The following is a 13,426-nucleotide window of genomic DNA, read 5'->3' on the forward strand; positions in this document are numbered from 1 at the left end:
TTCGGCTCTCATCGCTGCGGCTCCTATCGAGGTTTGAAACGACGAGTCCTCACGCTATCGTCGTGACACCCATTAGGGCGGGATTTCGGGGTACGGCGGACGCCACCGGCTTAGCATCGCCACATGGCCGGGTCGCTCAAGATGTCGTGGGAGCGGTTCAGAGACCACAGACGGATCAAGTCCCAACGGTTCGGTGAACGCAACGGCGGGGTGGCTTTCAATGCATCCGGAGTCGTGCAGGTGACACCGGACCGGTTCGTCTTCATCGACAATCACGATGCCACAGCGGTTTTCGAGCTCACCCTGGATCCCGACAACGACAAATCGGAAGGGATCAAGCGACGCGATCTGGCCGGAGTGACGGAGCAACAGCTCGGCGATCCCGAGGGTTTGACGCGCGTCGACGCAGACGGCCGGACATACCTCGTCGCGGCGTCGTCCTTGTCCGTATCGGGCTCGCGGGTCAATGACGGGCTGGTCCGCATCGCCTATACCGACTCCGGCGACCTGCGAGCCGAACCGATGACGGGGTTCCGGTCCTGGCTGCTGGCGCATGCGCCCACCCTGGCGACCGCAGCCACATGCGAACCCGATGACGGCGGGCTCAACTTGGAAGGTCTGGCATGGGATCCGGGCGCCCGCACGCTGGTGTTCGGCGTGCGGGGACCTGCGCAGCCCGGACAGGTGACGATCGTCGAGGTTTCCGTGCACGCCGGCACTGCCGCCTGGAGCACCGACTCCCTGGGCGCCCCGGCCACGCGGACCCTGCGGGTACCCCATTCGGGGGCGTTGCAGGGCATCCGCGACATCTCGTACGACGAGCGTTCCGCAGAGTTCCTGATCCTGCTCGGCAAGTCGTTGAGCAGGAAAGCCGAACCGTTCGCACTGTGCACGTGGACCCGCGGCACCGACGCACTACGGGTCACCGGGGCGCGCTTCCGTGCGTCGATGAAGCCGGAGGGCTGCACCGCGTTCTACCGGAACGGCCGGCGACGGATCCTCATCGTCGACGACCGCGGCGGGTACGCGGTGGCCGACGGTTGAACCCTCAGTAGAGGCAGATCCGCGAGCCGAGTGGCTCCTGGTGGACCCGGGCCCGACCACCCGGGGTGAGATCCATGCCGTATGTCGCCTGCAGGTTGGTCCGCGCGCTCACCAGCCGGAAATAGCCGCTGTAGGCAAAGTCGGCAGGCACCGATGCCGAGGGCACGATCGCGAATTCCTCTGCGCGGTCGGCGTTGGCCGGCACGCAGGTGTAGAGGTACTTGTGTCCCTGGTCGGTGGTCAGGCTGTTGCTGGCGTGCAACACGCGCCCGGAGCCTTGGCTGGTCAGCGATTTCCGTCCGCCTCCGGCGGCAGTGATCCGCCACAGGTCGGCCGGATCATCGTCGTCCTTCAGCGGCCAGTGGTAGACCTCGAAGTTCTCCGGTACGGACGCCCCGTGCGGGATCGTCTCGCTGCTGCTGGCGTGCAGGGCCGCGCCGGCCTCCTCACTGAGCAGGTAGACGGTGGTGTCGTCGGGGATCCCGGTCAACGCATAGGCGGCTGATCCGGCCAGCCGTAGCTGCTGGCGCACGGTCGCCACCCGCACGCCGGCATCTGGTACCCCGAGCTCGCTCACCAGGCCTTGCAACTGGTCCAGCAGTGGCCTGAGCACCGTCTGCTGGGATTCCCGGCTGAAAATCGTGTCGCGGAAGGTGCGGATCTGACCGAACAGCTGCTCGCGGCGGGCCGCGTCGGCACGCACCAGCCGTGCGAGCACCGCGGCGCCACCCAGCTTGAACCGGTGATCGGTGCGCAAGGTCTGGTCGATGCCCCACGGGATCAGCTTGAACTTGATGTCGCCGGCTCCGGGCGCCTCGACGGCGGTGACGTCGTTGTACACGTAGGTGTTGTTGGTGTTGTTGGAGTAGCCGTCCCAGTGTTTGAGGAAGAACTCCATGGCGTACAACCGGATGAACTGCTCGAGGTCGAACACGTCCGCGGCACCGGCGATCCCGTGGTCGGCGATGTGGCCGATGGCGAACTTGAGGTCTGCCTTGTTGTCGAACGCCGACAGTGACTCGGTGGCGATGAGGCGCACGCGGCCTGCGACGAAATCATCCCTGTGCTCGATTTCGTACAGGTTCCCTTCCATGTTGCCGAAGTTGCGCTCGATGTAGCGCTTCATGATCGGTTCGGCATTGACGTAGACGCCGGGCGCGTCGACCCCGGGAAAGCCCTGGCCGATCGGCGTGCCGTTCACGAAGACGCGCGCCAAGTTGCACCTCGAATGCGGCAGCCCGGCCATCGCCAGCAGGCGGTAGCCGAGTGGTTGGCGAATGTAGGACAAGTCCTGGATCGAGTTGTTCAGAGTCAGGTAGCGCGATCCGAACAGATCCTCGGCCAGCTCCTCACTGGTGTCGCTGAACTTGCCGAAATCCAGGTGAATACAGGGCTTTTCGCTGTTTATCGAGCCGCAGAAGGATTTCTTCTTGACGCCGACATCGCTGAATTCGGCCCGCGCAGGGAACGCCGTACCCGAGATCTCGACCGAGGCGGCCTTGCGCCAGGTATAGCGCGGACCGCCGTCCCAGTCGAAGTTGCAGATCCCCCCGGCGGGCTGTTCGGTGCGCACCGCGTCCCAATCTGCCTGCGCCATGGTGATTCTGATGGTCAGCACATTGTCGAGTGCGTAGAGCGCGTCAAGCTTCTGCTGCTGTTGCGCGCTCATCGGATCTCCCCCATGTCAGCACCTTTCGCCGCATCCTTGCCGATCAGTGTGCGCGACGCCGACGCGAGGGGCCATCCAATTGCACTGCGCGGGAATCAGATAGTTGCACAGGAAAGGTCCCGCCCACCACGCCATCGACCAGTGGCAAAGCGCGTGTTGGGTTTTACAAATCGATCGGCGTGTCCATCACCGGAAGCCTGGCTGTAAAAGAACGTTCGGTCCAAGACGCCACAGATAGAGGTAGTGCACTACGCGTGAGGTCACGCCACCGGCGGCCGTACGTTTTCTGCATCAGAGCGCTGAAGAGTACGGCGCTTGGTTCAGAGGAAGTTTCGACATGAGCGTTTTCAATCCGGTTTCCGTGATCAAGCGCGAAACCTCACGACAGACCGCAACGGGCCGTCATTCACACGAGCCCGTACTCATCACCGAACAGCAGGTGCTGTTCAGTACCGCCGCAGCGGCGGGTACCCGCGGCCACCACGACGTCGTCGCAATGGTGTCGCATGCGGTGGCATCGATGACAGAACACTGGCACGCCCGCGCCGACCGCAAGCACGCCCGCTACTACCCCTCGCGGTGCAGTTATCTCGAGAACGGCCTGATGGCTCGGGAGATGGAACGGCTCTGACCGGCCGGCACAGGTCAGCCGGCCAGCGCGATCGGCGGGACCACCTCGGAATAGCGCGATGCATCGCCGGCGATGGCCCGGCTGCGTCGACCGTGGACATCCACCGGGACATCGCCGGCCAGGGTGATCCGGCTCAGCCGGCGGTACTGGTCGTCGTAATCGGCCACCGCGTAGTGCTGGGTGGCCCGGTTGTCCCAGATCGCCAGGTCGCCTGGCTCCCAGCTCCAGCGAATCGTGTTCTCCAGCTTGATGACCCGACTCTGCAGCAACTGGAACAGGGTGGCCGATTCCGCGGAGCTCAGCCCGACGAACTGTTTGATGAAATGGCCCAGCAGCAACACCCGGTTGCCCGTTTCGGGATGGACCCGCACCACGGGGTGTTCGGTTTCGTAGTACTCGGAGACGAACTCATCGCGGTACTGCCGCTCGGAATCGGCCAGATCGTCGTGACGCCCGTCGTAATCGGCCGCATAGTCGTACTGATTGGTGTGTACCGCCCACAGATTTTCGACCAGTGCGCGCAGGGGCTCGGGCAGCTGGTCGTAAGCGGCCTCGGTCGACGCCCACGTCGTGGTGCCGCCGTATTCCGGCAGCGTCACCGCCCTCAGCAGCGAGGCCTTCGGAATGCGGTCGACGAACGTCACATCGGTGTGCCAACTGTTGGCCTTGTCATACCGCGAGTCGATGGGCAGGATCCGCTCGCCGCGCGAGGTGACGGTCGGGTGCGCCCGCGTCGGGGTGCCGAGCAGGCGCGCGAACGCCAACTGACCGTCGTCGTCGAGATGGTGTTGCCCACGGAAGAAGATGACCTTGTGCTCGAGCAGGGCATCGTTGATCGCCGACACCGTGGCCGGGCCGAGAGTGCCGTCGAGGTCGATTCCATCCATGCGGGCCCCGATGTGGGCCCCGAGCTTCACTACACGCAGAGAGGACACCCCGTCACCCTCGGCGACAGGGGGCCTGAACACCACGGTTGCGCTCATCACGAGCGCAAAGAGCTGCGAGGGTCAGTCGATCCGGATGACGTAGGTGCCGTCGTCGTCGCGCTCGATCTGCCCGTCGAGAGCGTTGATCCACACCGGGGTGTCGCGCCGCGAACCGAGGAACGCACTCTGCACGGAACCACCCGGCTGCAGATCGACATTCCATTCATCGTCCTGGGCGACGATGGTGAGGATCTCCTCGCCGTTGGCGCGACGAATCGAGATCAGCTGACCGTTGGAGTCCAGGTCCTCCAAGTCGGCATCGTCGTCATCGAGGTACTCATCAAGCTCGGCGTCGTCGAAAATCTCGGCGTCCGAACCTCTGACATCGTCATGCACGCCGACGACTGTACCGAGCATCACGTCGTCCGATGAAGACCCCGGCGGCTTCAGACGCTAACGTGCATCCGACGTTTACGGGCCGTTCGCCCGGGGAACAACGAGACCCGCTGCGGCGTTGGCCAGACATTGGTCTGGTTATTAGGAGGATCATCTATGGCAACTGACTACGACGCACCTCGCGTCAAGGAGACGGACGAGGCCACCGACGAGTCGCTCGAGGAGCTGGCTGCCCAGCGACGCACCTCGGCCAACACCGCAGTGATCGACGAGGACGAGGTGGTCGATTCGTTCGACCTGCCCGACGCCGACCTCTCCGGTGAGGAACTCAGCGTGCGGGTCGTCCCCAAGCAGGCCGACGAGTTCACCTGTTCCAGCTGCTTCCTGGTGCACCACCGCACCCGGATGGCCCTGCAAAAGGGCGATCAGCAGTTCTGCGTCGACTGCGTCTGACGCGATCCGCGACGGTGGCCGGCTGCGGTCGCCTACCGTGACGTTCGTGACTGAAGCCGCGATTCGACAGCGCATCGCCGAGGGTGTGGACGCGATCCGTGCGGGCGACCTCGACACCCTGACGGCTCTGTACGCGCCCGACGTGGTCTCGTTCGACCTCGGCGCCCCGCTCCGGTACGCCGGTGACGACAACAAGCGACGGGCCTGGCAGGAGGTCTTCACGGCCTACACCGGTCCGATCGGTTACGACGTACACGAGCTGACCGTCACCACCGAGGGCGAGATCGCCTTCGTCCACAGCCTCAACCACGTCCGCGGCACCCTGGCCAGTGGCCGGGACATCGACATGTGGCTGCGGTGGACGGCCTGCCTGCGGCGCGTCGACGGCATCTGGCTGGTGTTCCACGACCATGTATCGGTGCCGGCAGACCTCGAGTACGGCAGGGCGATCGTGAATCTCACGCCGTGATCTGGCCGAATCGCCCACACCGCCGGGCATAGTTCATATCCTCAGACCTGCAGACCGACAAGGACGTTGGGGGTGCAGATGTCTGACAGTGCCATGGTGGATGCCCGCCGTGCCGAACGCAGCTACCACTTCGACCGGCACACTCCACAGTATCGGGACCAGTTCGAGCCGATCGCCTCCGAGATGCTGGGTTCCTGCCCGCTCGCCTGGACCGACACCTACGGCGGGCACTGGGTGGCCGCAGGCAGCAACGAAGTCTTCGAACTCGCCCGGTGCCCGCACATCTCGAACGACAACGACATCGTGGGTGAGCGAAAAGGCTACCGGGGCATCAACATTCCACGCGGCGAGGTCAGCACTCAGTTCCGCGGCGGCATGTTGGAGATGGACGATCCCGAACACCGTGCCTACCGGACACCGCTCAACGGTTACCTGTCGCCGGCCGCGGTCGCACGATGGAAGCCGGTGGTCGACGAGCTCGTCAGGGCCTGCCTGGACGAGAAGATCGAAGACGGCAGTATCGATTTCGTCGACGATCTGGCGAACATCGTCCCGGCGGTCCTGACGCTGGGACTGCTGGGTGTCCCGCTCGCCGAATGGGAGATCTACTGCGAGCCCGCCCACGCATCGGTGTACACGCGCGCCGACTCCCCCGACGCCAAACGCGTCTTCGACCTGTCGGTGGCGTCGGCGGTGCACATGATGGAGCACGTCGCGGTGATTCGGGACCACCCGCGGCCGGGATTGATCGACGCCATGGTCCAGATGCGCATCGATGGCCGGCCCGCACCCGATTCGGAGATCCTGGGCATGCTGATGCTCTTGATCGGCGGCGGTTTCGACACCACCACAGCATTGACAGCGCACTCGCTGGAGTGGCTTTCGCAGCACCCGGATGAGCGTGAGCGGTTGAGCCGGGACCGGGCGACCCTGCTCGACTCGGCGACCGAGGAATTCTTGCGCTTCTTCACCCCTGCGCCCGGGGACGGTCGCACCATCGCCGAGGACATCGAGGTCGATGGCGTGCCGCTGCGGGAGGGCGAGCGGCTGTGGTTGTCCTGGGCGATGGCCAACCGCGACCCGCGGGTCTTCGAAAACCCGAACGAGCTCGTGATGGATCGAACGGGCAACCGTCACTTCAGTTTCGGCCTGGGCGTGCATCGCTGCATCGGTTCGAATGTCGCGCGGACGGTGTTCAAGTCGATGCTCACCGGGGTGCTCGACCGCATGCCGGATTATCGCTGCGACCCGGCCGGCGCCGTGCACTACGAGACCATCGGCGTCATCCAGGGCATGCAACATCTGCCCGCGACATTCACCCCGGGCCGCCGGACCGGGGCCGGACTGGCCGAAACGCTGGAGAAACTACAGCGGATCTGCGATGAGCAACCGTTGGCCGCGCCGATCACCGTGCACAAGGCCGCCGCGGTCATCGACTGAGAGCAGGCCTTGAAATGACAGTGCTGAGCACATGACGACCGGCTCCCACGGCGAGATCCAGCTCGAGAACAACTGGTTCCGGGTGACTCGGTGGACGATCAACCCCGGCGGTGCGATACCGATGCACCGGCACGATCACGAGTACGTGGTGGTCCCACTGGTCACCGACACCATGCATGTCGTCACTGCCGATGGCATCGAGATCGTCTCGGAACTCACTGCCGGCCAGAGCTATTCACGGCCGGCGGGTTCCGAGCACACCGTCGAGAATCGCGGCGAGAGCCCCATCGTCTTCGTCGAAGTGGAGCGTCTCGCGTAACCGCACCCCGCCCATCTCACAACACCATGGGAAGCCGGCCAAACGGACTCTGACCGGCGGTTTTCCCCCTCTTTGGGGGACGACGTGAGGTCGCCGTGTCCATATCGTCAATGCCATGGCGCACAACGGAAACAACGATTGGACCCAGCCGGCAGCCCTTGCCCTTCCCAAAGAGGGCTATTTCGAGCTGACGCGGGGACGGTACGGACCTGTCTTTCCCCGCACCCCCGCCTGTTACGGCTTCAACATCATCGCCAAGGTTCTCGACGGGCACGAGCAAGCGATCCGTGACTATGGCAAGCAGCTCGAGGCAGCCGTCGCCGCGCAGCCCGACGTGCTCGCGCCGCTCAAGCTCCACTACCTGCGCTGGCAGCTGTTCGACGTCGGATCCGGTCTGCACTTCCAGTACCAGGGAATCTTCGACACCGACTTCGACAAGTACACCGAAGACGCGGTCAAACTGTTCAGCTCGACAGGCATCACCACCGCGTTCACCCATCTGGAGGGCTTCCCGGAGGACTGGAAGACCAATCCGGAGGCCTTCATCATGTTCGTTCGGAACCACCAGGTACCCAGCTTCCTGGAGTATGGCGAGTACCCGTACGTGACGTCCGAGGAGGTCAAGAAAGCCCTGCGGCTCAAAGCCGCGTTCTCCGACATGCTGGATCAGATGCAATGACAGCCCTCGAATTCGACGACATCCAGCACATCATGCTGACCGGGACGCCCCACCTGACCGGTCGGTACGAATTCCTCTCCTTCGACACCCCCGAAGCGGGCCGCGCCTGGCTGGCCGAGATGGTCCCCCTGGTGCAGTCGGCCACCGATGTCCGCGAGACAGTCAACGCCTTCCAGCGTTGGGTCAACCTGGCCTTTACCTGGAATGGGCTGCGCGCGTTGGGGGTTGACGAGGACTCGCTGGCGTCATTCCCCGACGAGTTCCGTGAAGGGATGGCGTCGCGGGCCGACATCCTCGGAGACACCGGTGCGGCCGCGCCCGAACACTGGCTGGGCGGGCTGGGCGGCGACGACTTGCACGCCATCGTCATCCTGTTCGCACGGGATGAGGAGGAACGCCTGCGGTGCGTCGGAGAACACGATGCGCTGTTGGCCCGCTGCCCCGGCGTGCGTTCGCTGTCGCATCTGGATCTGGCGGCCACCGCACCGTTCGAGTACGACCACGACCACTTCGGGTATCGCGATCCGGTCTCGCAGCCACAGATGAAGGGCTCCGGGGAGGAGCTGATTCCCGGCTCGGGCGGGGCGCTGGCAGCGGGCGAGTTCGTCCTCGGCTATCCGGATGAGGAGGGGCTGGTGTCGAATCAGCCCACACCCGAGGCGCTTTCGCGCAACGGCAGTTATATGGCGTACCGGCGGCTGGAGGAGCATGTCGGGGTCTTCCGCGACTACCTGAAGCAGAATGCCGAGGGCGACGAGGACGAGGAGCTGCTGGCCGCGAAATTCATGGGCCGTTGGCGCAGCGGTGCACCGTTGGTGTTGGCACCCGAGCACGACGACCCGGAACTGGGTGCGGATCCGATGCGTAACAACGATTTCGACTACGGCGAGATGGACCCGCACGGCTACGCGTGCCCGCTCGGCTCTCACGCCCGCCGCCTGAATCCGCGTGACACCGAACCCAATCCGAATCGGCGCAGGCTGATCCGCCGCAGCGGCACCTACGGCCCGGCACTGCCCGAAGGCGTGCCCGACGACGGGATCGAACGCGGTGTCGGGATGTTCCTGATCTGCGCCAGCCTGGTACGTCAGTTCGAGTTCGCGCAGAACGTCTGGATCAACGACACGGCGTTCCAAGATCTCGGCAACGACCACGACCCCATCTGCGGCACCCAGGACGGCACGTTGGACTTCAAGATCCCGAAGCGGCCGATCCGGAAGGTACACAAAGGGTTACCCGCATTCACCACGCTGCGCGGCGGGGCGTACTTCTTCCTGCCCGGCCTGAGCGCGCTGCGTTACCTCCTGACTCCAGAAAGCTAGGCGACACCATGACCACGCCCCTGCCATACGCCCGCACCTACAATCAGGCCCACATCGCCCGGCCACACAACGGCAACCGACGGGTCTCCATCTACTGGTCGTGGAGCTACCCGTGGGAGGTCCAGCGCGACCCGGCGCAGTTGTACAACCGGTTCTCCACCGTCACCGAGGTGCGCCTGGCGACCTGGCCTGCTTACGAAACACCCGAGTACAGTCCCCGAAACTTCCTGCAGGGCATCGACGGAACGCTGGAACTGTTCCACCGCTCCTCGTTGGCATTTCAGGATGTCGCCGGCGAGGCGACGGGGCACCCGGTCGCGGTGTTCCAGCGGGTCGATCAGGCCGGGTACCGGCTGCCGATCGATGAACGCATCCTGAACGACACCGACACCCTGATGATCTTCGGCCTGGACCACGTGCTCGGCGACGAGGCCGCCACGCCGGAGGAGGTCGCCGCGATCCAGCAGTGGTTGAAGCGTGAGGGCACCTGTCTGATGCTGGCACCGCATCACGACGTCGGGTTCACCGACGACAAAGAGCAGCAGCAGATGGAGTTCCTGCACCACGGTGATCCGCTGACACCGCGGATCCAGCGCTTCAGCGGCTACGCCCGGTCGCTGTTGACCGGACTGAACATCCCCGTGCACAACACCTGGGGCCTGCGGCCGGCCACGGTCGAGGGCACCAGGCAGATTGTGCCGCTCACCCGATACCACGATCTGGATTCAGCCGGCCTGCTGCGGGACGTCACGACGTTGGCCTTGCATCCGCACCTTCCGCACTATGAGCTGAACGCGCCCGAGGGGCCTGACCTCAGAGTGCTGGGGCGGCAGTTGATCGACCAGACCCGGCCGCATCCGTTCACGTTGGCGGGCAACACCGAGTTCAACGCGCTGGTCCACATGCCGCCGTCCGGTGACCGCGCCGGCGACATCGTGCTGGTGGACTCCACCCACTTCACGACGCTGTTCGGTGCCAGCGACAGCCTGAAGTCCTTCTGGCGCAACCTTGTAACGATGGGTTGATGGTGGCCGGCATGAACGATCTCCTCTTACAGGGTTCGAATGTCGCCGTTGTCTTCTTCGTCGTTTCGAGCACTCTGGCCGTCGGTCTGGGCTTGACGGTCGGCCAGATTCTGGCCCCGCTCAAGAATATTCGTGTGGTCGCGCTGTCCCTCGCAGCCAACTTCGTGCTGGCGCCGCTGGCCGCGTTCGGGCTGTGGCGGGTGTTCGACCTGGACGACCCGCTCGGGATCGGGTTGCTGCTGTGCGGGCTCGCGGCCGGCGCACCGTTCCTGATCAAGCTCGCCGAGTTCGCGAAGGCCGACATGGCCTTCGCGGTGGGCCTGATGGTGCTGTTGATGGTGGTGACCGTCGGATATGTGCCACTGATCCTGCCGGTCTTCGTCTCGGGTGCGGCCGTCGACCCCGTCCAGATCGCGCTGTCTCTCGTGGTGCTGATGCTCATCCCGCTGGCCGCGGGCCTGCTTCTGCGGGCCCGCGGACCCGGCCTGGCCGCCCGGGTCCAGCCCGTGATCGCGAAGGTGTCGACCGTCAGCATGATTCTCGTCATCATGTTGACCATCGCTGCCCATTTCAACAGCGTGCTGTCGGTCTTCGGCACGTTCGGGATCCTGGCGGCCGTCATCTACACGGTGATCTGTGCCGGGATCGGTTGGCTCATGGGCGGTCCCGGCACGCGGGAGGTGCTGGCGCTGGGGACCGCTCAGCGCAACGCCGCAGCGGCGTTCGTCGTCGCCGGCCAGAACTTCGACGATCCGAAGGTGGTCGTGATGATCACCGTGGTGTTGATCGCCGAGTTTCTGATGCTGTTGCCGTTCGCGCGGCTGCTCGCGCGCTCTCGCTGAGCAGCCCGAGCCGGTCGGCCTCGGCCACCGCCGCGGCGCGCGAGGAGACCGCGAGCTTTCGGTAGATCGACTTGGCCTGGCTTTTCACGGTTTCCCGGCCGACGACGAGTTCATCGGCAATGCGCTGCAGAGATAGATGAGTGGCCAAGTAGGGCAACAGCCGCAGTTCCGCCGTCGTCAGCGACGACCGGGCACCGCGGGCCGCGCGGGCTGCCGACAGGGCACGGATCCGGTCCAGCCATTGCCCGACGCCGACGGCCCCGGTTTCACGCCGATGGGCGCGTTGTGCCTCGACCAGGTGACGGTCGCACAGTTCGGTGTCGTCGATCTCGACGGCGGCGCCGGCGACCAGCACATGGGCCATCAGTGCGGTGCGGGCGGACAGATCGCCGAGCCGCTCGACGAGCCGCTCGGTCGCGCTGACGGCCGAACGCGCTCCGGCCACGTCGCCGCGCCGGGCCCGCACCAACGCATCGACCGCGTAGACCACCACCATCGGGACCATGTCGGACAGATCCCGTGAGTCGACGATCGAGCGCGCGGTCGCGGTGTGCTCGGCGGCGGCTGGGAGGTCCCCATCGAGCAGGTCCAGTGCGGCGAGATGCGCCAGCGCGGCGGCCTGGAATCCGGGCAGGTCTTCGATCACCGGTAGCGCAGATTCCAGGGTGGCCCGCGCCTGCACGGGTTCCCCGAGCATGGACAACGCGGCACCCTTCATGGTGGTGGCCGCGCCCCACCACGGGTTCGCCAGGTGATCGCCTGCACCACACACTGTTTCGGCGTGACGGATGACCTCCCCCACGCCCCCGACACCGAGCAGTGATCCGATCAGCGCCGCAGCCACCTCGACCGAGGGCGTGCCGTCGGAGAGCGGCTCACCGGAGTCCGCCGCGCTCGCGGCCAGCAACGACCGCTGGATCAACTCGGCGTCACCGGTCATCACGCCCAGCCAGGCCCGCGCAATCGCCGCGTCGGGGTAGTCGCTGAAGGTCTGCTCGTCGACCAGGCTGAGCCGCCGCGCCAGCACGCCGACCCGGCCGTCGAAACCCAACCGGACGGCGTCCATACCCACCAGCGCGGCTGCCTGGGCACGGTCGTCGGCGGCCAGCGCCTGGGTCAGTGCGCCGTCCACGTCACCGGCTCGGGCCAGCCGATCTGCCGCCCTCGCGGCCAAGTCCCGGAACCGGTCCGGATCGCGGTCGCGTAATCGGGCGCGCAGCAGATCACCGAACAGCTGGTGGTAGCGGTACCAGATGCCCTGGGCATCAAGGGAAACCAGGAACATGTTGCCCGAGTGGGTGATTGCGTCGAGCATCGCCGCCGAATCGGTACGGCCCAGCAGCGCGTCGAGCTCGTCGGCGGAGAAACGGTCCAGCACCGCTGATTCCGTGAGAAACGTGACGGTGTCGGGTTCGAGGCGGCTGAGCACCTCCTCGACCAGGTAGTCGGCTACCAACTGGTGCCGGCCGGTGACCGCCTCGGCGGGTGCACCGTCACGCAGCGCCAAAGCTGCCATGACCACTCCGGCCGCCCAGCCTTCACATTTGTCGAGCACGCGCGCGATCGTGGCCTTGTCCATGCCGGCGCCGAGGGCCGCGAATGCGGCCGTACCTTCGGATCCGGACAGTTTCAGCTCCGGAATGCCGAGCTCCGTCACATAGCCCTGCAGCCGGCGTCGCGCCAGATCGAGCGCGGGAATCCGGCGGCCGATCAGCACCAGCGTCGTCGAATCGGGGGCGAGGTCCACCACTGCGCGCAGGGTGTCGGCGGCTGCGCTCGCCGACAACTCGTGAACGTCGTCGAGCACCAGTACGACAGGCCCGCAGCTCTCCAGCGCCTGGACGAATGCCGACACCAGTTGGGTTTCGGCCCGGCCCGCCCCCTGCAGGTACAGCAGCACTGTCGGGTCGAGGGGCCCGACCTGGTTCATCGCCGTGGCGAGGTGCAGCAGCAGATGCGCGGGGTCGTTGTCGAGATTGTCCAGGCGCGCCCACGCGAACGGGCGTTCGTCGGCGTCGTCCCACTGCAAAACGGCGGTGGTCTTGCCGTAGCCCGCCGGGGCCGCGACCACCACCAGACCGGTGCGACCCCGCAGTACTCCGGCGACTCCCGGGCGGGGAACACCGGCACGCGCGGTGGCCGGCCGTCCGACGGTCGCCACCGGAATGTGCGCCGGCCAAGATCCTGCTCCCACTTGCGCATCGTAGGCCA

14 protein-coding genes are annotated in these 13,426 nt (G+C 65.7%); 10 read left to right on the top strand and 4 right to left on the bottom strand.

The window, feature by feature from the left end:
- Positions 1–123 precede the first annotated feature (123 nt).
- A complete protein-coding gene (locus tag QQ25_RS24515) occupies positions 124–1,044 on the top strand; it encodes a DUF3616 domain-containing protein (RefSeq protein WP_234711969.1) in 921 nt (306 codons plus the stop codon).
- A gap of 4 nt (positions 1,045–1,048) precedes the next feature.
- Here QQ25_RS24515 and QQ25_RS24520 read toward each other — a convergent pair whose 3' ends face one another.
- Complete coding sequence (locus QQ25_RS24520; RefSeq protein WP_039381543.1) at positions 1,049–2,713, bottom strand: CotH kinase family protein; 1,665 nt, start codon at positions 2,711–2,713, stop codon at positions 1,049–1,051.
- Between the two features lie 337 nt (positions 2,714–3,050).
- Between QQ25_RS24520 and QQ25_RS24525 the strand changes: the two genes are divergently transcribed.
- Positions 3,051–3,344, top strand: a complete 294-nt coding sequence (locus QQ25_RS24525; protein ID WP_039324180.1) for a hypothetical protein — start codon at positions 3,051–3,053, stop codon at positions 3,342–3,344.
- Between the two features lie 14 nt (positions 3,345–3,358).
- Here QQ25_RS24525 and QQ25_RS24530 read toward each other — a convergent pair whose 3' ends face one another.
- Together QQ25_RS24530 and QQ25_RS24535 are read right to left on the bottom strand one after the other, a co-directional pair.
- Complete coding sequence (locus QQ25_RS24530; protein ID WP_082017662.1) at positions 3,359–4,327, bottom strand: TauD/TfdA dioxygenase family protein; 969 nt, start codon at positions 4,325–4,327, stop codon at positions 3,359–3,361.
- A gap of 24 nt (positions 4,328–4,351) precedes the next feature.
- The gene (locus tag QQ25_RS24535) at positions 4,352–4,666 is read right to left on the bottom strand and encodes a hypothetical protein (protein WP_230983377.1); all 315 of its coding nucleotides are present in this window, start codon (positions 4,664–4,666) and stop codon (positions 4,352–4,354) included.
- A gap of 156 nt (positions 4,667–4,822) precedes the next feature.
- Here QQ25_RS24535 and QQ25_RS24540 point away from each other — a divergent pair, with 156 nt between their 5' ends.
- From QQ25_RS24540 to QQ25_RS24575, 8 genes are all read left to right on the top strand, one after another.
- Entirely contained in the window at positions 4,823–5,119 is a 297-nt protein-coding gene (locus QQ25_RS24540; RefSeq protein WP_039324183.1) for a DUF4193 domain-containing protein, read from the top strand.
- A 46-nt stretch (positions 5,120–5,165) separates the two neighbouring features.
- Positions 5,166–5,588, top strand: a complete 423-nt coding sequence (locus tag QQ25_RS24545) for a YybH family protein (protein ID WP_039381758.1) — start codon at positions 5,166–5,168, stop codon at positions 5,586–5,588.
- 78 nt (positions 5,589–5,666) lie between these two features.
- The gene (locus QQ25_RS24550) at positions 5,667–7,028 is read left to right on the top strand and encodes a cytochrome P450 (protein WP_039324186.1); all 1,362 of its coding nucleotides are present in this window, start codon (positions 5,667–5,669) and stop codon (positions 7,026–7,028) included.
- A 31-nt stretch (positions 7,029–7,059) separates the two neighbouring features.
- Positions 7,060–7,347, top strand: coding sequence for a cupin domain-containing protein (locus QQ25_RS24555; RefSeq protein ID WP_039381544.1), 288 nt, complete (start codon positions 7,060–7,062; stop codon positions 7,345–7,347).
- Between the two features lie 115 nt (positions 7,348–7,462).
- Entirely contained in the window at positions 7,463–8,026 is a 564-nt protein-coding gene (locus QQ25_RS24560) for a hypothetical protein (RefSeq protein WP_039381546.1), read from the top strand.
- Entirely contained in the window at positions 8,023–9,348 is a 1,326-nt protein-coding gene (locus QQ25_RS24565) for a Dyp-type peroxidase (protein ID WP_039381547.1), read from the top strand. The genes QQ25_RS24560 and QQ25_RS24565 overlap by 4 nt, the downstream gene beginning before the upstream one ends.
- Before the next feature lie 8 nt (positions 9,349–9,356).
- Positions 9,357–10,373 carry a hypothetical protein gene (locus tag QQ25_RS24570; RefSeq protein ID WP_039381549.1) on the top strand — a complete coding sequence of 339 codons (1,017 nt, stop codon included), beginning with the start codon at positions 9,357–9,359 and terminating at the stop codon, positions 10,371–10,373.
- A gap of 11 nt (positions 10,374–10,384) precedes the next feature.
- Positions 10,385–11,215, top strand: a complete 831-nt coding sequence (locus QQ25_RS24575) for a bile acid:sodium symporter family protein (RefSeq protein WP_039324534.1) — start codon at positions 10,385–10,387, stop codon at positions 11,213–11,215.
- Here QQ25_RS24575 and QQ25_RS24580 read toward each other — a convergent pair.
- On the bottom strand, positions 11,145–13,409 hold the full coding sequence (locus tag QQ25_RS24580) for a winged helix-turn-helix domain-containing protein (RefSeq protein ID WP_082017663.1): 2,265 nt from the start codon (positions 13,407–13,409) through the stop codon (positions 11,145–11,147). The genes QQ25_RS24575 and QQ25_RS24580 overlap by 71 nt on opposite strands.
- Positions 13,410–13,426 lie beyond the last annotated feature (17 nt).

It is taken from the genome of Mycolicibacterium setense (assembly GCF_000805385.1).
GTDB classification, from domain to species: Bacteria; Actinomycetota; Actinomycetes; order Mycobacteriales; family Mycobacteriaceae; genus Mycobacterium; species Mycobacterium setense.